Annotated in this window: 8 protein-coding genes, 1 tRNA gene and 3 rRNA genes; 2 read left to right on the top strand and 10 right to left on the bottom strand. The window is 54.5% G+C overall.

The features are described from left to right. Positions 1-79 precede the first annotated feature (79 nt). From BHK98_RS10760 to BHK98_RS10740, 5 genes are all read right to left on the bottom strand, one after another. Positions 80-1699 carry a Na+/H+ antiporter NhaC family protein gene (locus tag BHK98_RS10760; RefSeq protein ID WP_075714165.1) on the bottom strand — a complete coding sequence of 540 codons (1620 nt, stop codon included), beginning with the start codon at positions 1697-1699 and terminating at the stop codon, positions 80-82. Between the two features lie 269 nt (positions 1700-1968). Next, a 5S ribosomal RNA gene (gene rrf, locus BHK98_RS10755) occupies positions 1969-2085 on the bottom strand. Positions 2086-2161: 76 nt separating this feature from the next. After that, positions 2162-5044: ribosomal RNA gene (locus tag BHK98_RS10750) — 23S ribosomal RNA — on the bottom strand. Positions 5045-5333: 289 nt separating this feature from the next. Then, positions 5334-5410, bottom strand: a tRNA-Ile gene (locus tag BHK98_RS10745). Positions 5411-5446: 36 nt separating this feature from the next. Then, positions 5447-6962: ribosomal RNA gene (locus BHK98_RS10740) — 16S ribosomal RNA — on the bottom strand. Together the 16S, 23S and 5S rRNA genes with 1 tRNA gene alongside form the textbook arrangement of a ribosomal RNA operon. Before the next feature lie 798 nt (positions 6963-7760). On the opposite strand from BHK98_RS10740, the gene BHK98_RS13850 reads away from it, so the two are divergent. Then, positions 7761-9386 carry a Na+/H+ antiporter NhaC family protein gene (locus BHK98_RS13850; RefSeq protein WP_083628259.1) on the top strand — a complete coding sequence of 542 codons (1626 nt, stop codon included), beginning with the start codon at positions 7761-7763 and terminating at the stop codon, positions 9384-9386. A 201-nt stretch (positions 9387-9587) separates the two neighbouring features. On the opposite strand, the gene BHK98_RS10725 is transcribed toward BHK98_RS13850, so the two are convergent. The 3 genes from BHK98_RS10725 to carA all read right to left on the bottom strand — a co-directional run bounded on the left by BHK98_RS10725 (position 9588) and on the right by carA (position 16156). Then, positions 9588-11759 carry a peptidase U32 family protein gene (locus tag BHK98_RS10725; protein WP_075714158.1) on the bottom strand — a complete coding sequence of 724 codons (2172 nt, stop codon included), beginning with the start codon at positions 11757-11759 and terminating at the stop codon, positions 9588-9590. Positions 11760-11876: 117 nt separating this feature from the next. Beyond that, positions 11877-15056 carry a carbamoyl-phosphate synthase large subunit gene (gene carB / locus BHK98_RS10720; protein ID WP_075714156.1) on the bottom strand — a complete coding sequence of 1060 codons (3180 nt, stop codon included), beginning with the start codon at positions 15054-15056 and terminating at the stop codon, positions 11877-11879. Further along, a complete protein-coding gene (carA, locus tag BHK98_RS10715; RefSeq protein WP_075714154.1) occupies positions 15056-16156 on the bottom strand; it encodes a glutamine-hydrolyzing carbamoyl-phosphate synthase small subunit in 1101 nt (366 codons plus the stop codon). The genes carB and carA overlap by 1 nt, the downstream gene beginning before the upstream one ends. 238 nt (positions 16157-16394) lie before the next feature. On the opposite strand from carA, the gene BHK98_RS10710 reads away from it, so the two are divergent. Continuing rightward, the gene (locus tag BHK98_RS10710) at positions 16395-17666 is read left to right on the top strand and encodes an argininosuccinate synthase (RefSeq protein WP_075714152.1); all 1272 of its coding nucleotides are present in this window, start codon (positions 16395-16397) and stop codon (positions 17664-17666) included. Positions 17667-17911: 245 nt separating this feature from the next. Here BHK98_RS10710 and BHK98_RS10705 read toward each other — a convergent pair whose 3' ends face one another. Beyond that, positions 17912-19345, bottom strand: a complete 1434-nt coding sequence (locus BHK98_RS10705) for a basic amino acid/polyamine antiporter (protein ID WP_075714150.1) — start codon at positions 19343-19345, stop codon at positions 17912-17914. 474 nt (positions 19346-19819) lie between these two features. Next, positions 19820-20764: a carbamate kinase gene (arcC, locus tag BHK98_RS10700; protein WP_075714148.1), complete on the bottom strand. Its 945-nt coding sequence runs from the start codon at positions 20762-20764 to the stop codon at positions 19820-19822. Positions 20765-20777 lie beyond the last annotated feature (13 nt).

The raw sequence follows: 20777 nt of genomic DNA, 5'->3' as shown, positions 1-20777 counted from the left end.
TCTGTCTGCAATCAGCACAGACAGACGGGGGCTTCATATACAGCCGGGGCTCGTGTTCCGGACGCGCCGGGGCGCAGAATCAGTCTGCCCAGGCCGCGCCGTATTTCTTTTGTTCCCTCTTCTTCAGGAAGTACAGCAGAACGATCAGTACGACAAAGCCAAATACCAGCGACACGACCACGTTGCGCGAAAATCCCGCCACAATGTACGTGACCGCGGAAATCGCCGCGACAGTCATCGCATAAGGCAACTGCGTATTGACGTGATTGATGTGGTAGCACTGGGCTCCCGCGGAAGCCATGATGGTGGTATCCGAAATCGGCGAGCAGTGATCGCCGCAGACAGCGCCGGCCATGCAGGCGGACATCGCGATGATCATCAGGTTCGGATCGGTGTCCTTGAACGCCGTAACAACGATCGGGATCAGGATTCCGAACGTTCCCCAAGAGGTGCCGGTGGCAAAGGACAGGCCGACCGCAATAAGGAAGATAATAAACGGCAGCAGGTTCATCAGACTGCTCGCGCTGTTTTTAATCAGATCCGCGACATAGACAGACGCGCCCAGGCTGTCCGTCATGCCCTTCAGTGACCAGGCGAAGGTCAGGATGAGAATCGGCGCGATCATCGCTGCAAATCCGTCGGGGACACAGGCCATAAACTCTGTGAAATTCATTACACGTCTTACCATGTAAATGACCAGAGTAATGAGAAGGGCGAAGAATGAACCGACCGCGAGTCCTACGGAAGCATCTGAGTTGGCGAAGGCTTCTACAAAGTTCTTTCCGGAGAACATTCCGCCGCTCCAGAGCATACCGATCACACAGCAGATGACCAGCACAATGACAGGAATCAGCATGTCGAACAGTTTTCCGTCCTCTTTCAGCTTGGCTTTGTCCGCCTCCGCATACGGACGCTCCGGCGTCGTAAACAGATCGCCCTTTGTCGTCGCATTCAGCTCATGCAGCTCCATCAAGCCATAATCAGCCTGCATTGCCGTAATAGCGAACATGAACGTAATCGTGAACAGCGCGTAGAAATTCCATGGAATGCAGCTGCAGAACAGCGCGATTCCGTTCTGGTTGCCGGGGACAAAACCCGATACTGCAGCGGCCCAGGAAGAAATCGGTGCGATAATGCATACCGGGGCCGCGGTCGCGTCGATCAGATATGCCAGCTTGGCTCTGGAAATCTTGAAACGGTCTGTGACCGGAAGCATGACGCTTCCCACTGTGAGACAGTTGAAATAATCGTCGATGAAAATCAGAATACCCAGGACGATGGTGGCGAACTGTGCGCCTTTTTTGGTCTTGATGTGTTTCTGCGCCCACCTTCCGAACGCTGCGGATCCGCCGGATTTGTTCATCAGGCATACCATGATTCCCAGAATGACCAGGAAGATCAGGATGCCGACGTTATACGCATCCGTAAGCTGAGCTACGATTCCGTCGGTGAAGACGTGCTTGATCGTACCCGGAAAGCTGAAGCCGGAATACAAAAGACCTCCCACAACTATACCGATAAACAATGAGCTGTAAACTTCTTTGGTGACAAGTGCCAGGACAATCGCTATGACCGGCGGAACAAGAGCCCAGAAGGTTTTCTGAACGCTCTTGGCGTCGGTTGTGAACGCCGCGATAACGAGAACCGCAACGACAACAATCAGGACGATGACACTGACAATGTTACTTTTCTTTTTCATAAATGTCACTCCCTCTCACATAATTGTCACCTGAAAAACAGTTTCTGGCCGGATCGGCCCCTGCCTGTGAAAAACAGCCTGTGCCGAATCGGTCTTTACCTAAATATTAACACAAAAATAACCTAATTCAATAGAGTTAAGAAAATTTAATAAACAAAAAAGATTCTGCCGCAGCTGCGTCCGCCGAGCAAAAAAACATTTTCGATTCGCCGGAATGAAAACGCGCGAAAAAAAAGACAAGTCATTTCTGACCTGTCTTCTGATTTCTGAACCGGCAGCGTCCTACTTTCCCGGGCAGTCACCCGCCAAGTATCATCGGCGCTGAAGAGCTTAACTTCTGTGTTCGGGATGGGAACAGGTGTGACCTCCTCGCTATTGCCACCGGATTCAGTTCTTCTGAGAATTGGTACCCTCAAAACCGAACAATGGTTCCTGCTTCTTCATCACATTCCGGAATGCCTTCCGGCCAAGCTTTCGGTCTATTAGTATCGGTCAGCTCAATACGTTGCCGTACTTACACCTCCGACCTATCAACGTGGTAGTCTCCCACGGACCTTACCTTGCGGGGGAGATCTCTTCTCGTGGAGGGCTTCGCACTTAGATGCTTTCAGCGCTTATCCCGTCCCTGCGTAGCTACCCAGCTGTGCCCTTGGCAGAACAACTGGTGCACCAGAGGCAAGTCCGTCCCGGTCCTCTCGTACTAAGGACAGCCCCACTCAGATCTCCAACGCCCACAGCGGATAGGGACCGAACTGTCTCACGACGTTCTGAACCCAGCTCGCGTACCTCTTTAATGGGCGAACAGCCCAACCCTTGGGACCTACTCCAGCCCCAGGATGAGACGAGCCGACATCGAGGTGCCAAACACCCCCGTCGATGTGAACTCTTGGGGGGTATCAGCCTGTTATCCCCAGGGTAGCTTTTATCCGTTGAGCGATGGCCCTTCCACTCGGAACCACCGGATCACTAAGCCCGACTTTCGTCCCTGCTCGACCTGTCTGTCTCGCAGTCAAGCTCCCTTCTGCCTTTGCACTCTTCGCGCGATTTCCGTCCGCGCTGAGGGAACCTTTGGGCGCCTCCGTTACTCTTTAGGAGGCGACCGCCCCAGTCAAACTGCCCGCCTGCCACTGTCCCGGCGCCGGCTTACGACGCACGGTTAGAACCCCAACGCTGCAAGGGTGGTATCCCAACGATGACTCCTTAAATACTGGCGTACTTAATTCATAGTCTCCCACCTATCCTGTACATGCAGCGCCGAGGCTCAATATCAGGCTGCAGTAAAGCTCCATGGGGTCTTTCCGTCCTGCTGCGGGTAGCCGGCATCTTTACCGGCACTACAATTTCACCGAGTCCATTGTCGAGACAGCGCCCAGATCATTACGCCTTTCGTGCGGGTCGGAACTTACCCGACAAGGAATTTCGCTACCTTAGGACCGTTATAGTTACGGCCGCCGTTTACTGGGGCTTCAGTTCCGTGCTTCGATTGCTCTGACACTTTCCCTTAACCTTCCAGCACCGGGCAGGCGTCAGCCCCTATACTTCAGCTTTCGCTTTCGCAGAGACCTGTGTTTTTGGTAAACAGTTGCCTGGGCCTTTTCACTGCGACCACGTCTCCGTGGTACCCCTTCTCCCGAAGTTACGGGGTCATTTTGCCGAGTTCCTTGACAATGGTTCTCTCGCTCACCTTAGGATTCTCTCCTCATCTACCTGTGTCGGTTTGCGGTACGGGCACCTTGGGTCTCGCCAGCGGCTTTTCTTGACGGCGTGAAATCGGCTGCTTCCGGCTCTCTTGCCTCCCCTTAACGCCTCAGTTCCACATGAACGGACTTCCCTGCTCATGCTCCCTCAACGCTTGGACGCGCTCGACCAGCGGCGCGCTCAGCCTATCCTTCCGTGTCCCCGCTTCACTCTGCGACCTTCGGTGGTACAGGAATCTCTGCCTGTTTTCCATCGACTACGGCTTTCGCCCTCGCCTTAGGACCCGACTAACCCTGAGTGGACGAACCTTCCTCAGGAAACCTTGGATTTTCGGTGGACAGGATTCTCACCTGCCTTGCGCTACTCATGCCAACATTCTCTCTCGTGTACTGTCCACGGTCTCTTTCAATTCCGCTTCTGCCTGCACACGATGCTCCCCTACCATACTTCTCAGTATCCGCGGCTTCGGTATCAGGTTTCAGCCCCGTTCATCTTCGGCGCAGGGTCACTCGACTAGTGAGCTATTACGCACTCTTTGAATGAATGGCTGCTTCTGAGCCAACATCCTAGCTGTCCAAGCAACCCCACATCCTTTTCCACTTAACCTGAATTTCGGGACCTTAGCCGGCGGTCTGGGCTGTTTCCCTTTCGACCATGAAACTTATCTCACATGGTCTGACTCCCGTGTATGATGCTCTGGTATTCGGAGTTTGATAGTTTTCGGTAACCGGTGAAGGCCCCTAGAACATTCAGTGCTCTACCCCCAGGCATCTTTCCACGAGGCTAGCCCTAAAGCTATTTCGGGGAGAACCAGCTATCTCCGGGTTCGATTGGAATTTCACCGCTATCCACACGTCATCCCAACCTTTTTCAACAGATACGGGTTCGGTCCTCCATGTCCTTTTACGGACACTTCAACCTGCACATGGATAGGTCACCCGGTTTCGGGTCTACAGCATGCAACTGCGGCCGGTTAAGACTCGGTTTCCCTTCGGCTCCGGTGCTCCAGCACCTTAACCTCGCTGCACACCATAACTCGTTGGCCCGTTCTACAAAAAGTACGAGGTCACTTTCGCTCCCTCCGATTGTAGGCATAAGGTTTCAGGTTCTCTTTCACTCCCCTCCCGGGGTTCTTTTCACCTTTCCCTCACGGTACTCTTCTCTATCGGTCACTGGGTAGTATTTAGGCTTGGAGGGTGGTCCCCCCTTCTTCAGACCGGGTTTCACGTGTCCGGCCCTACTCCGGATCCCATCCTGCAGCTCATCCTTTCGTCTACGGGAGTTTTACCCTCTTCGCTCTGACTTTCCAGTCATGTTCCACTAGGATGTTACTGTCTTCTGATGGTCCTAAACCCCGGGTGCAAGCACCCGGTTTGGCCTCTTTCCCGTTCGCTCGCCGCTACTTGGGAAATCGCGTTTGCTTTCTCTTCCTGCGGGTACTTAGATGTTTCAGTTCCCCGCGTTGCCTTATGTCATACTACTTTACTCGCATGACTATGCCTGAGCATTACCTCAGGCGGGTTCCCCCATTCGGATATCTGCGGATCACCGGATATGTGCTCCTTCCCGCAGCTTTTCGCAGCTTGTCACGTCCTTCTTCGGCTCCCAGTGCCAAGGCATCCGCCTTATGCCCTTCTTTGCTTGGCCTTTTCCTGTATGCCGCGCTTTCGCGCTTCATACGGTTCTCCTTGGCTGCCATACATGGCGCTCATGTATGGGCTTTCTTTGTCAAAAAACTTTTCCTGTTTTTCGCTTTCTTGGCTTCTCGGTTGAAATCGTAGATTTCTTACCCTATTTGCTTAGCTTCTTCGCTAATACCTATACGATATTTCATCTCGATCTCTTTTCTGTGATGCATTGTTTGCATTTTCCATTGTTCGATTTTCAAGGTACTTCCACGGTTTCCCGTGATAAATAAAATCCTTAAAAAGGATTTTGGTGGGCTTGGGAGGACTCGAACCTCCGACCTCACGCTTATCAGGCGTGCGCTCTAACCACCTGAGCTACAAGCCCATAGTAAACCCATAGACAGCAAACGTGTCTCCCTAGAAAGGAGGTGATCCAGCCGCACCTTCCGATACGGCTACCTTGTTACGACTTCACCCCAGTCACCGGTTTTGCCTTAGGCAGCCTTTTCGACCGACTTCGGGCACCCCCGGCTTCCATGGTGTGACGGGCGGTGTGTACAAGACCCGGGAACGCATTCACCGCGGCATTCTGATCCGCGATTACTAGCAACTCCGGCTTCGTGCAGGCGGGTTTCAGCCTGCAGTCCGAACTGGGACCGCCTTTAGGGTTTCGCTCCGGCTCGCGCCTTCGCCTCCCTCTGTGACGGCCATTGTAGCACGTGTGTCGCCCAGGACATAAGGGGCATGATGATTTGACGTCATCCCCGCCTTCCTCCGGGTTGTCCCCGGCAGTCCCACTAGAGTGCCCAACTGAATGATGGCAACTAATGGCAGGGGTTGCGCTCGTTGCGGGACTTAACCCAACATCTCACGACACGAGCTGACGACAACCATGCACCACCTGTCTCCTCTGCTCCGAAGAGGGAACCGGCATTACCCGGCCTTTCAGAGGGATGTCAAGCCCTGGTAAGGTTCTTCGCGTTGCTTCGAATTAAACCACATGCTCCGCTGCTTGTGCGGGTCCCCGTCAATTCCTTTGAGTTTCACACTTGCGTGCGTACTCCCCAGGCGGAGCACTTAATGCGTTTGCTCCGGCACCGAACTCTTGCGAGCCCGACACCTAGTGCTCATCGTTTACAGCGTGGACTACCAGGGTATCTAATCCTGTTTGCTACCCACGCTTTCGTGCCTCAGTGTCAGTTACAGTCCAGAAGGCCGCCTTCGCCACCGGTGTTCCTCCTAATATCTACGCATTTCACCGCTACACTAGGAATTCCGCCTTCCCCTCCTGTACTCAAGCCTTACAGTTCGCGGGGCCAACGACAGTTGGGCTGTCGCCTTATACCCTACGCTTGCAAAGCCACCTACGCACTCTTTACGCCCAGTAATTCCGGATAACGCTCGCCCCCTACGTGTTACCGCGGCTGCTGGCACGTAGTTAGCCGGGGCTTCCTCCAAAGGTACCGTCATTCTTCTTCCCTTTGGACAGAAGTTTACGACCCGAAGGCCTTCCTCCTTCACGCGGCGTTGCTGCATCAGGCTTGCGCCCATTGTGCAATATTCCCCACTGCTGCCTCCCGTAGGAGTCTGGACCGTGTCTCAGTTCCAATGTGGCCGTTCACCCTCTCAGGCCGGCTACTGATCGTCGCCTTGGTGAGCCGCTGCCTCACCAACCAGCTAATCAGACGCGGGACCATCCCTGACCGATAAATCTTTGGCAGATGGACCATGCGGTCTCTCTGCGTTATGGGGTATTAATCGAAGTTTCCCTCGGCTGTCCCCCTGTCAAGGGCAGGTTTCCCACGCGTTACTCACCCGTCCGCCGCTTTCCATCCCGGAATTCTACCGAAGCTTCCTTCCGCGATTTCTCGCTCGACTTGCATGTGTTAAGCACGCCGCCAGCGTTCATCCTGAGCCAGGATCAAACTCTTAATGAAAATGGTATATTAAGCCTTTCGGCTTACTATCTCTTTCCTTCCGTTTAATCCGGTCAGACGCTAACGTCTGTTTCTACAGTTGTTTCTGTTACCGTATTACTGTTTTAGGAAATCTTGGGGATCATTTGGTACATGATCCAAGGTTGTTTCAACCTGTTTCTTTTTGTCTTGTTTGACTTTCGTTTCCTGTCTATGTGGTTTTCTAGGTTCTTCCGGAACCCTTCATTTTTCAAGGTTTCCGTGCTCGCGTGTGCCGCGAACATTTAATATATTACCACCTGTTCACTCCCTTGTCAACATCTTTTTAAAATTAATTTTACGTTTTTTTGATTTTCTTTTCCTTACATTATATATATCGAAGCAAAACCCGGGTCTCCGGCCTCTGGGGCGCGGTTCACCTGACCGGGTCTCAGCGCCTGCCGATCCGCGATTTCACGGGGCCGGTTCACCCGACCCTCCCCCGGCGGCTGCCGATCCGTGATTTCACAGGGCCGCTTCGTCTGTTGTCCGCTTTTCCTGTACCCCCTCCGGAGCCCGTCGCCGATCACGTTCTCCACTCTTTCCCCGTTCCCCTCTGCCCTTTTCTGCCGTCTCTTTCTCTCGTCCCGTTTTCCCTGCGTCTCCGAATCGATAACATTTTATTATGAGTCGATACCGCATCACTTTGTTATTTTTGTGTTATTGCTTCTCGGAATTTTCACATAATCTTGACAAATCAATAAGCGTCTCTTATAATAAATAATGCCTGAGGGCATGGGTTTATTTTATTTTACTTGTCTTTATTGAGGAGGACTTATTATGGGTAGAAAGATACCTCTATGGCAAGCATTATTATGTTTCTTCTTCACGTTGATCGTATTAATGTATTGTCTGGGCATCCTTGGAAAATTATTTGGGGATGCACTCGCCTGTGACTATGGCGAAGTACACATCGCACTTCTTACTTCCGCGACATTTGCCGCGATTGTGGCCGCTCTGAACGGCTACAAATGGTCATTCCTGGAGGCCGGCATGCTGGCTTCCATCAACCGCTCCATGCAGGCCATTCTGATCCTCGCTGAGGTCGGTCTGCTGATCGGATGCTGGGTCGCCGCGGGCGTCGTTCCCGCGATGATCTACTACGGACTGCTGATTCTGAAGCCGAGCATCTTCCTGTTTGCAGCCTGCCTGCTCTGCTGTATCGTTGCACTGGCGACCGGTTCTTCCTGGACCACCGCCGGAACCATCGGTATCGCACTGATCGGCGTTGCGACGGGACTCGGAATCCCGTCCAGCATGGCAGCCGGCGCTGTCGTCTCCGGAGCTTATTTCGGAGACAAGATGTCGCCGCTGTCTGACACCACCAATCTGGCTCCTGCCATGGCGGGCGCCACGCTGTTCGATCACATCCGCCATATGATCTATACGGTTACGCCGTCTCTGATCATCGCTCTGGTCATCTACCTGGTTCTGGGTATGAGAGCCAGCGGAAACAATCTGGACATCGTTGAACCGATGAGACAGGCCTGCCTGATCAACTTCAAGCTGAACCTGTGGATGCTGATCCCGCCGATTCTGGTTATCGTCATCGTTGCTCTGAAGATCCCCGCGATCCCGGGCATCATGGGCGGTATCGTCGCCGGTATGATCATCGGCTCCATCTTCAACGGAATCGGTCTGGCCGACTGGCCGGGAATCCTGCACTACGGCTATTCCGTACCGGGATTCACCGACGCTTACACACAGGCGCAGGACAAGCTGGCGGATCAGATCGCATCCTATGATGCAGACAGCTTCCTGTCAATGGACGCCGGAGACTTCGCAGCTCTTGCTAAGGAACAGGGTCTGAGCACTTCCATCATCGGCGAGTACAACATCGACAAGCTGATCGACGGCAAGGGCGGTATGAATTCCATGATGTGGACCATCAACCTGATCCTCTGCGCAATGTGCTTCGGAGGCATCATGGACGCTTCCGGCATGCTGGGCGAAATCGCACAGTCCCTGCTGCACTTCGCAAAGGGAACCGGCGGACTGGTTACCGTCACCGTTATCAGCTGCATCATCATGAACATCATCGCAGGAGACCAGTACCTGTCCCTCGTACTTCCGGGCAGAATGTACAAGGAAACCTATGAGGACAGACGTCTGGCACCGAGAAACCTCTCCCGTGTACTGGAAGACTCCGGTACAATCACATCCTGCCTCGTCCCGTGGAACACCTGCGGCGCTACGATGCAGAAGTTCCTGGGCGTCAAGACCTGGGGCGGCCCGGGCGGAGGCTATGGACGCTATGCGTTCCTGAACCTGATCAATCCGCTCGTATCCATCTTCTACGGATTCACCGGCATCACCATGATGAAGATGACCGACGAAGAATATGAAAAGGTTATGCAGGCCAGAGAGAAGGAAAAGCAGGAAGCTCTTGCCAATCTGGAAGCATAGAACCGTTAGTAAAATAGAATGAAACCTGAAAGAGGATGTTTTCGCAACATCCTCTTTTAAAATCCGGTGAAACACATTTGAAACACATTTTCGCAGACTGTTCCACGGCGTTATATTCTGTCCAGTCATATTTTGTCAGCAGCCGGTATCATACCGGCATCCTCAGCAGTAACGAAACGCTTCACCTCCGGCGCCATACCATCACTTCCAGTAATAGCGGAACACCTCACAGCCGGCGTCACGGGCCGGCAGACGGTCCTCCGAGGGCTCATCCGCATCCTTCGCCACCAGCAGTGTCTGGTCCGACCATGGACGATCCACCTTTTCCAGCACGCCGTATCTCTCAGAAACGAGATATCTTCCATCGGGTTCATGCTGCAGCGTCATCAGAGGAACGGCCCCGTTACTGCGGTCATCGGATTCCAGACTCTGCACACTGAAGCGCACGCCCAGCATGTCCAGCGCCGCCTGCGCCTGCGAATTGTACACATTAAGTCCATAGTCGCCGTAAACCGGCACTCCGGCGCTCCGGAAGGGCCGGATCCATCCCGGATTCCCTACATAAACCCCCGTCTCACGGCAGATTTCGCAGATCTCAGCGAAGTTTTCCCGCAATACGGATTCTTCCCTTCCTCTCGTCACATTGGAAACATAAGGAACGATATTCGCACCGTCTCCCGCCTCCCGGAACCGTCGGAAATATTCCGCCAGCGGCACCACACAGACCACAGGAAGCCCGTGAGAGGGGAGCCCGTTTCTGCTCTGCAGATACCGATCCCATGTATAGAAATAATATTCCATCGCCCGGGGCTGCGTTTCCTGCACAAAGGAAAAGTCCACCACCTCCGGTTTCGGTCGGCGCACGGTCAGCGAGTCCCCTACCTCCTTCAGCAGGCGCCGGCGCAGTTCATTCATCTGAGAAGCCTTCATGCGCATACCGAAATCCCCGTCGAACCGTATCCGGCCGATGTAAAACGGCGTGTTTCCGCTCCTGCGCAGCGCCGCCTCCAGCCGCTCCGGATCCAGCGGCTCTGCGGCAGGTTCAAAAGCCCCGGAGCGCACCTCCGCCCTTTTACCGGACTCATGGATGCCGATCGCCGTGATGCGGGTTCCTCTGCCGATGATGCGGAGATCCACGCGGGTTTTCCTTTGTTCCTTTCCTCCGTCAAGTCCTGTGTGCTGATATGTTTTCCGGACCGCTGCAAGCTGTGACGCCGAAGAAATACGGTAGATCGGATCGCCGGGCTTCACGCTGCCCCGTATATCTCCGATGTGAAGCTTTCCCTTTGTTTTCCGGCAATACGTAACGACATTTCCGCACAGCTCTGCGCCGCGGATCTCCACTCCGTCCCCCAGAGAAACAGGCAGATCCTCCTTTGTTTCCAGAAGATCCGTTCTGGGGATCCGGCGGAGCACCTTGCCTATATAGATTCCGCCGTGCTTCGGAAGGTCTCCGGACATCAGCTCCGCACCCGATTCGCCGCGGATATACGCATCCGTGAACCCTCCCCGGTTGAAAATCTGAGCAAGCGCCTCACGATCCTCCGGCTCAACTCTGCCGCTTTTCCCTGCGCAGACCCGGTCCAGATATTTCCGGTAGACAGATGTCACCACGCCCACATAGTCGGCGGATTTCATTCGGCCCTCCACCTTCAGAGACGTCACGCCGGCGGAAACCAGTTCCCCCAGATGATCAACCAGGCAGAGATCTCCGGGACTCAGCGGATAAGCCGGTGCGGGTTCTTCTGCACCCGTATCCGTCAGGCTGCGGTACCCGAGTCTGCACGGCTGAGCACACTGCCCCCTGTTTCCGCTTCGTCCGCCGAAATAACGGCTCAGCTGACACTGCCCGGAATAACAGATGCACAGCGCTCCGTGAACGAAAACCTCGATTTCCATCGCAGTATTTTCACAGATCGTCCGTATCTCATGCAGACTCAGCTCCCGTGCGAGCACAACCCTTTCGAAGCCCAGCCGGCCGGCCGCCTCCACGCCGTCAAGACTGTAAATCGTCCCCTGCGTGGAAAGATGCAGCGGAAAATCCGGCATCAGCTCCGAAATCCGCTTTCCGAGCCCGAGATCCGCAACGATCAGGGCGTCCACGCCGGTCTCGTACAGAAAGGCCGCATATTTCAGCGCATCTCCCATCTCTTCGTCCCGCAGCAGTGTATTCATCGTCACATGCACGCTGACGCCCCGCTGATGCGCGAAATCCACCGCCCGCCGCAGTGTTTCGTCGTCAAAATTTCCTGCATTCATCCGGGCATTAAAAAGGCGGCCGCCGATGTACACTGCATCGGCGCCGTTTTCTACCGCCGCAATCAACTGTTCCGTCCCTCCCGCAGGGACCAGCAATTCACATTTCCTGTCCATGTCTCCATTATATAACGGCGGCGCCGCAGGCGCAAGGCTCTCCCGGCGTCTGAAAGCATTGTTTCCCGTCGGTGCAAAGGTCAGGCTCTCGCTGCTGCAAAGGCCGGACTCCCGCCGTTACAAAGCGCTGTACGTGAGCTCCTTCCCTTCCTGCCGCAGCCGGACGGCGTGCAGGAACAGCCCCGCCGTGTCCATGCAGGTCATCACCGGCAGATTCCTCTCGATAGCGGCGCGCCGTATCGGGAATGTGTCCGCGCCGATCCGGTTGACGGCCTTCGGTGTATTGATTACGATCTGAATCTCACCGTTCACGATCCGGGGAATCACCTCCCCGTAATCGATCTGCTCCGCCTTCAGTCCGTGCTCCCGGAGATATTCGCCGGTTCCGCGGGATGCAAGCAGCCGGAAACCCAGCTTTTCATATTCCCGGATAATTTCTGCCGATTCCTCCGTCTTGTCGTGATCCTTCAGGCTCACAAAGGCTGATCCGGCCGTGGGGATCCTGCCGCCGGCGCCCAGAAAGCCTTTGTACACCGCCGTGGAAAAGTCGGGATCTATCCCCAGAACCTCTCCTGTGGATTTCATCTCCGGACCCACGGCGACATCCACATCGGTCAGCTTGGCGTCTGAGAACACCGGGATTTTGACGGCATAGTAATCCGCGTCCGGATACAGTCCGGTTCCCCACTCCATCTCCGCGAGCCTGGATCCGGTCATAACCTCCACCGCGATTTTGACCATCGGGATTCCGGTAACCTTGCTGAGAATCGGTACCGTCCGTGACGCTCTCGGATTCACCTCAATCACATACACCTGTTCTCCGTCCCAGGCGTACTGAATATTCACCAGTCCCACAATGTGCAGCGCCTTCGCGATTTTCTTTGTACTCTCCACAAGCTCCGCGATTACCTCCCGCGGGAGATCATACGGCGGATAGGATGTGCAGCTGTCGCCGGAATGAACGCCGGTCCGCTCGAAATGCTCCATAATCCCCGGAATCAGCACGTCCTCACCGTCAGCGACGGCGTCCACGTCCATTTCACGGCCCTCCACGTACTTGTCGATCAGGACAGGGTGCTCGTGAGACATCCGGACTGCTTCCTTCAGATATTTTTTCAGCTCCGCGTCGCTGTACACCACCTGCATGGCTCTGCCGCCGATGACAAAGGACGGCCGGACGACCAACGGGTATCCCAGTCTCTCCACCGCCTCGAAGGCCTCCTCCTCCGTGCGTACCGCACAGCCCTTCGGCGTCGCGATATCAAGGAGATCCAGCAGCTCCGAGAACTTTTCCCGATCCTCCGCCAGATCGATATACTTATTTTTTGTTCCCAGAATATTGATGCTCCGGGCCGCCAGACGGGACGCGAGATTCAGCGAGGTCTGTCCGCCGAACTGCAGGATGACTCCCTCAGGGTGCTCCTGCTTGATGACATTCATCACGTCATCGGTGTGGAGCGGCTCGAAATACAGCTTGTCCGAGGTATCAAAGTCGGTGCTCACCGTCTCCGGATTGTTGTTGATGATAATCGATTCATAGCCCGCTTCGCGGAGCGCCCACACGCCCTGTACACAGCAGTAATCGAACTCGATTCCCTGACCGATGCGGATGGGGCCGGAACCCACCACGAGGATTTTGTCCCGTCCGGAAGGAACGCTCTCATTTTCTCCTCCGTAGCTGGAGTAATAGTAGGGCGTAAGCGCCTCAAATTCTCCGGCGCAGGTGTCCACCACCTTGTAGACCGGATAAATATCATGATAGATCCGGATATCCTGCAGGACGTCCCGTGGAACGCCGGTGAGCGCCATGATCTCCTCCTCCTCAAAGCCCCGGTGCTCCGCCTCTTCAATCAGCTCCGCCGTGACCTCCGAGTTCCGCAGAAGCTCCTCCATGTCGACAACGCCCTTCAGCTTGTTCAGAAACCAGCGATCGATTTTTGTTTCCGCGAAGACCTCCTCCAGTGTCATGAGCTGACGGCGGAAAACCTCCGCGATGCAGAAAATCCGTTCATCGTCGCAGGCCCGGAGCTTTTCAGTCAGCTTCTCATTGCTGAGTCCTGTCACATAGGGAATCCGCAGTCCGGTACCCTCCAGCTCCAGAGAGGAAATCGCCTTGGACAGCGCCGCCTCGAAATACCGGTCGATCGCCATAATCTCACCGGTGGCCTTCATCTGTGTTCCCAGTTTCCGCGAGGCGGTGCGGAATTTATTGAAGGGCCATTTGGGAATCTTGACCACGCAGTAATCCAGCGCCGGCTCAAAGCACGCGCTGGAGCCCTCTGTAACATAGTTCTTCAGCTCATCCAGCGAATAGCCGATGGCGATTTTCGCGGCGATCTTGGCGATGGGATAGCCGGCCGCCTTCGAGGCCAGCGCAGAGGACCGGCTGACTCTGGGATTGACCTCGATGACGATGTATTCATCCCTGTCGGGATTCAGGGCGAACTGGGCGTTGCAGCCGCCCTCAATTTTCAGACTGCGGATAATCTTAAGCGCCGAATCCCTGAGCATCTGATACTGTGTATCGTTGAGGGTCTGCGTCGGCGCCACGACGATGCTGTCGCCGGTGTGAATCCCCGCCGGATCCAGGTTCTCCATGTTGCAGACGACGATACAGTTATCCTTGCTGTCGCGCATCACCTCGTATTCGATTTCCTTCCAGCCCGCTATGGATTTCTCTACCAGAATCTGTCCGATGGCGCTTTTCGCGACGCCCATATCGCAGTGCTCCCGCAGCTCCCGCTCATTATGGGCGATTCCGCCTCCGGTACCGCCCAGGGTATAGGCGGGCCGGATGATGACAGGATAACCGATTTCCTCTGCGAAAGCCCGGCATTCTTCATAGCCTGTGGCGATGATGCTGGGCGGAACCGGCTCTTTGATCTGATCCATCAGCTCCTTGAACGCCTCCCGATCCTCGGCCTTATGAATACTTTCTTTATTGACGCCCAGAAGCTTGACCCCGTATTTTTCGAAAATCCCCTTTTCATCCAGCGCCATCGCGAGATTGAGACCGGTCTGTCCTCCGAAGCCGGCCAGCACGCCGTCCGGTCGCTCCTGCTGTATAATTTTTGTAACCGCGTCCTCAGTAATCGGTTCCAGATATACTTTGTCCGCGATGCCCTTGTCTGTCATGATCGTGGCGGGATTACTGTTAATCAGGACGGTTTCAATCCCTTCCTCCGAAATCGCCTTGCACGCCTGTGTCCCGGCGTAATCGAACTCCGCCGCCTGCCCGATGATAATCGGCCCGGAACCGATAATCAGCACCTTCTTCAATGAATAGTCCCTCGGCATTATAAGCGTCCTCCTTCCATCAACTCAATAAATTTATCGAACAGATATCCCGCGTCGTTGGGTCCCGGACTGGATTCCGGATGGAACTGCACCGAAAAGACCGGCTTGCTGATGGCCTGCATCCCCTCCACAGTCCCGTCGTTCAGATTCAGATGCGTCACCTCCAGCCCGTGAAGAATGATGCTTTCCGCCTTCACCGCATATCCGTGGTTCTGCGAGGTGATATAACTGCGCCCGGTATTTTTGTCGAACACTCCGTGGTTGCCGCCCCGGTGTCCGTACTTCAGCTTGTAGGTTTCTCCCCCCTGAGAAAGCGCAATAATCTGGTGTCCCATGCATATCCCGAAGATCGGCATGGCCTGCTCTCCATAATTACTGTTTGTGACGAGCTTCTCTGTAATTTTCACCGCCTCTGCCGCCTCTTCAGGGTCGCCGGGCCCGTTGGTGAGGAAGACTCCGTCAGGATGCATGTCGAGAATCGTCCTGGCCTTTGTGCCGTAGGGGAACAAAGTCAGGTCACAGCCTCTGGCCGCCAGCTCCTTCAGGATGCTCCGCTTGACGCCGAAATCCATCACTGCGACGCGGTACCTGGGATGCTCCGCCTTCCACTCTGTCACCTCGGACACGCCCGCCGTTTTCATCGCATCTCCGCGCATCTCATACTCCCCGCAGATCCGCGCCAGCTCCTCGACGCCGAGATCCTCCGTGGATATGACACATTTCTGGCTGCCCATACGCCGGAGCCGCCTCGTAATCTCTCTGGTATCTACATTGTATACGCCCGGAATCTGCTCGTCCCGCATCCACTGATCGATCGTCCTGACGCACCGCCAGTTCGACGGGCGGAAGCACACGTCTCTGGCCACCAGTCCGAAGGCGTGGATTCTGTCGGATTCAAAGTCCACGTCATTGACTCCGTAATTTCCGATCAACGGATACGTCATCACGATAATCTGCCCTTCATAGGACGGATCCGTCATAGTTTTCTGGTATCCCGTCATCGATGTATTGAAAACCAGCTCGCCCGCCCGGGTCCCCCGGAATCCGAATCCGGTGCCCTTATAGACCGTACCGTCTTCGAGATAAATCGTACCTTTCATATTTTTATTCCCTCCAGACAAAATTGCATTGGGAAAATTATAATTTAATATCTATTTTTATTCAACCCCGAAACAATAAAAATACAATATTTATTGTTCAAAAACAAATTTCGTAAAATTTTTATTGATTTTTTGATAAATACCCTTGATTCTTCATTCACTATATGCTATATTACATACACGAAATAAAATTCAATGTGTTTAATATTTATTAAAACAATCTCAGGAGGAACCCGATATGTCTAAAGAAAAGGTCGTCCTTGCCTACTCCGGCGGGCTGGACACATCCGTTATTCTCAAATGGCTGATTAAAGAATTCGATTACGAAGTGATCGCTGCCTGCTGCAACGCCGGTCAGGGAGAAGACTTCGATGCAATAGAAAAGAAGGCGATCGCGACCGGCGCATCGAAGGCTGTTACGATCGACATCAGAGAAGAGTTTATCACCGACTACATTTACCCGACCCTGAAGGCCGGAGCAATTTACGAGGGAGATTACCTCCTCGGAACTTCCATGGCGAGACCGCTGATGGCGCAGAAGCTCGTGGAACTCGCCGTAGATGAGGGCGCGTTCATCATCTGCCACGGCTGCACCGGGAAGGGCAACGATCAGGTCAGATTCGAGACCGCGATTAAGGCCATCAATCCCGCTATGCAGATCATCGCACCGTGGAGAACCTGGGACTTCCAGTCCCGCGAGGATCTCATCGAATACGCTCACCAGAACAATATTCCGATTGAGCAGACAACGGAGAAAATCTACTCCAGAGACGAGAACATCTGGCACATCAGCCACGAGGGAGGTGAGCTTGAGAACCCGTGGAATGAACATAAAAAGACGATTCACGTTCTGTCCTGCGAACCGGAGGACGCTCCCGACGAGCCGGAATATGTGACGATTTCCTTTGAAAAGGGAGAACCGGTCGCGATTGACGGCGAGAAGCTGGGACCGATCGAGCTTCTGACCAGGCTGAACGAAATGGGAAGCAGAAACGCCGTCGGCACCATCGACATCATCGAGAACCGGCTGGTGGGAATGAAGTCGAGAGGCGTCTATGAGACACCGGGAGGCACGATCCTCTACCAGGCGCACCGGGATCTGGAGAAACTGATTCTGGACCGCGACACCATGGCCTATAAGGCGATCGTCGCGCAGAAATTCGCGGAGCTGTGCTATGACGGTCTCTGGTTTACTCCGCTCCGGGAGGCGATTTCCGCCTTTGTGGACAAAACCCAGGAACTGATGACCGGCGATGTGAAAATGAAGCTGTATAAGGGAACCGCATGGCCGGTTGCCAGCAGATCGCCATATTCTCTGTATAACGAAGAATTCGCCACCTTCAGCGCGGATGAGGTTTACGACCAGAGCGACGCAGAGGGCTTCATCAATCTGTGGTCTCTGCCGCTGAAGATCCGGGCCATCCAGAAACAAAGTCTGGAAGGCGTGCCTGCGGCACAGAAGGCGAAATTCGACAAAAAAATCATCAAAGGCGGCGACTTCAAGCAGTGACGGCACAGTCCGGCACTGCGGACACAGACAGCCGACAGCGGGCGGCGCACAGGCTGATACTTCCTCAGACGGCGCGCGGCCCGATATGCCATAATAAACGTCCTCAACCTAAAAGCCTCTCGCTTCAGTACCTTTCAGAACTCTGCGAGAGGCTTTATTTTATGTCTTCTGATTTATCCGGGCCGCCTTTGTTCCAACGGCCCTCGCCGCCCCGGCCGCCTCGCCGTCAGCAGACGACGTTTATCCTAGAACGGCCTGATCGTACCGTTTGCAAGCAGGATAACGGAAATCACGAACAGCACCATGACCACGATGAAGGCCGCCAGATCACTTGTTTTCGGAAAGACCTTTTCGTGTCTCTCTTTTTTGCTCCAGTAGTAGAGAATCGTGCCAGGCGCATAGCACAGCGTCGTAATCAGAATATACTGCCAGCCCGTGGCGTACAGCAGCCAGAGACCGTAGATCGTTCCCACGACGGCGGCCAGCCACGCACCGGCTTTTCCGCCTGCATCGTTATCGCAGCCGTGTCCCTGAATACAAAGCTTCAGATAATACAGCGCCGAGAAGAAATACGGGAACATGATCGTGCTGGTGGAGACCGCGTACAGCTTCTGGTAGGAGCTTGCGGCCACATAGATCATGATGATGAAGAACTGAAGAACGATGCCGGTTCCCAGAACGGACCAGGTCGGCGCGTCGTGACGGTTCAGCCTGCTCAAAAACTTCGGGAAAAGACCGTTCACTGCCGGCTGATAGGCGCTGTCGGTACAAAGAATCACGTAGGAGAGCATTGCTCCGGCAACGGACAGGATGACCGCGCAGTTCACGAGGGTTGCGCCCCAGGGCCCCACCACATAGGCCATTACTCCAGCCATCGGCGGATTGCTCAGTTTAGCCAATTCCTCCTGCGGCATGACGCCCATGGAGAGTACGGAGATGAGCACGTACAGAATCAGCAGAGCCAGGAACGAGTTAATCGTCGCCTTTCCCGCGATCTTTGTGTTCTTCGCACGGGCTGAAAGCACCACGGCGCCCTCAATTCCGATGAACGTCCATACCGTCGTCGTAACGGTACCCTTCACCTGCGTGAGCAGCGAGGGGCTGTCCGGAGCGCCCGCGAAGTTCTCCATGAACACGGAGGGCTTGAACGCGCCCATCAGAATGATCGCAAAGACCGTAAAGATGATCGGAACCAGCTTGGCGATGACCACGACCGCGTTGATGCCGACCGCGGAATTCACGCCTCTGTACACCAGCAGAATCAGGAACCACACATAAAGGGATCCGACAACTACTGAAAGCAGATTGTTCCCGTCGCCGAACGCGTCAAAGAAGTTCCCCAATGTGGCGAACAGAAGCGCCACATAGGATACCGGCGCGAGAATTGCGCTGATCCAGTATCCCCACCCGTTGATAAATCCAATATAATCGCCGAATCCGGTCTTCGCGTAATTGAATATTCCGCTGGACAGCTCCGGCTTGACAACAGACAGCCTGTAAAAGGAAACTGCAAGTCCCGCCATTCCGATTCCGCAGACTGCCCATCCGATCAGGACAGCCAGAGTGTGCGCACCGCCGGCCGCGAAGTCTCCTGACAGAGAAAACACTCCCGATGCGAGCGTCGTACTGATGGCAAATAAGGTAAGCTTACCTATGCCAAGATTCTTTTCTTTTTCCATAACAACAATTCCTCCAAATTGCAGCCCCTGAGGTTCCCGTCAGAAAACCGCGCAAACGGCCGGAGCTGCAGAACACATAAATTGATACTTTCTCTGTTCACAGAGTACCGTCACCGGGCCGGATGCCCTGAGTCAGATACCCTGTGCAGCATATCACACCGCAATCAGGCATACTCCGTTCCTGATCACGCATTAAATACAATATATAATATACTTTTCCTCATGTCAACAAATGCTGCTAAAATCCTGAGGACATTTATTTCAGATTCGATGTTCCCGCGACACACACATACACACATGCACACACGTACATACACATATACAGACATCCATATCTGCACACAGACACAACACACGCAGGCACACTGCCTGCCGCACACCCGCTATCTTCCCGTTCAGGCGCGGAGAGCCTCTAATCACAGAAACAGAAAGCAACCCGTGTTACTTTCTGTTTCTGTCGTTCCAGTGATTTTATTATGCGAAAGTGATGACAGTACCCGTCTTCCCGTTCAGGGCGTCCACCGCCTTGTCCAAAGAAGTGATGATGGCTTTCTTGTTCGGATACGTTCTGACGAACTTCATCGCCGCCTCGACCTTGGGAAGCATGCTTCCGGGAGCGAACTGGCCTTCTTCGATATACCGGTCCGCCTCCTCCAGCGTCATGGAGGTCAGGTTCTTCTGATCCGGCTTGTTGAAGTTGATGGCAACGTTCTCCACCTCGGTCAGGATCATCAGAATGTCCGCACCGATTTCTTCAGCCAGCAGCTCGGCGCCGAAGTCTTTGTCGATAACCGCGGCAACGCCCTCCAGCGCGCCGTTGCGCTTCTCGACCACGGGGATTCCGCCGCCTCCGACAGAAATCGTGATCGTTGAAGGCCACAGGGTCCGAATCGCGTCGATCTCAACGATCTTGCGGGGGAGCGGGGACGCGACGACTCTTCTCCAGCCTCTTCCGGCGTCCTCCTTCATCGTATATCCCTTTTCCTCCTGCATCCGCTTCGCCTCTTCCTCTGTATAGAAAGGACCGATCGGCTTCGTCGGCGTCTTGAATGCGGGATCCTTCCGCTCGACAATAGTCTGAGTCTCAATCGTGACGACCGGAATATTGCGGTTCCTCTTCGCCAGCGCATATCTCAGAGCCTGCTGAATGTGATATCCGATATATCCCTGAGACTGCGCGCCGCAGACGTCGAACGGCATCGCCGGAGTGACGTCCTTCGCGGTCTCGGAAGCCAGGAGGATTCTCCCTACCTGGGGACCGTTTCCGTGCACCAGACCGATTTCATATCCCGCGCAGCTGATATCCGCAATGTGCTCGCAGGTCTTCTTCACGACCTTCAGCTGTGCTTCCGCGGTCGCCTCGCCCTTTCCGGACTGAAGGGCGTTTCCGCCCAGCGCGATTACAATTTTCTCTGCCATTTTAATTCCTCAC

Source organism: Hornefia porci, assembly GCF_001940235.1.
In the GTDB taxonomy this organism is placed as follows: Bacteria; Bacillota; Clostridia; order Peptostreptococcales; family Anaerovoracaceae; genus Aminicella; species Aminicella porci.
This window is presented reverse-complemented; position numbering and strand designations above follow the sequence as displayed.

What these genes read in the sequence shown, in the direction of transcription:
- BHK98_RS10760 (WP_075714165.1), bottom strand. Translation starts at nt 1,699, where the DNA reads ATGAAAAAGAAAAGTAACATTGTCAGTGTCATCGTCCTGATTGTTGTC.
- BHK98_RS13850 (WP_083628259.1), top strand. Translation starts at nt 7,761, where the DNA reads ATGGGTAGAAAGATACCTCTATGGCAAGCATTATTATGTTTCTTCTTC.
- BHK98_RS10725 (WP_075714158.1), bottom strand. Translation starts at nt 11,759, where the DNA reads ATGGACAGGAAATGTGAATTGCTGGTCCCTGCGGGAGGGACGGAACAG.
- carB (WP_075714156.1), bottom strand. Translation starts at nt 15,056, where the DNA reads ATGCCGAGGGACTATTCATTGAAGAAGGTGCTGATTATCGGTTCCGGG.
- carA (WP_075714154.1), bottom strand. Translation starts at nt 16,156, where the DNA reads ATGAAAGGTACGATTTATCTCGAAGACGGTACGGTCTATAAGGGCACC.
- BHK98_RS10710 (WP_075714152.1), top strand. Translation starts at nt 16,395, where the DNA reads ATGTCTAAAGAAAAGGTCGTCCTTGCCTACTCCGGCGGGCTGGACACA.
- BHK98_RS10705 (WP_075714150.1), bottom strand. Translation starts at nt 19,345, where the DNA reads ATGGAAAAAGAAAAGAATCTTGGCATAGGTAAGCTTACCTTATTTGCC.
- arcC (WP_075714148.1), bottom strand. Translation starts at nt 20,764, where the DNA reads ATGGCAGAGAAAATTGTAATCGCGCTGGGCGGAAACGCCCTTCAGTCC.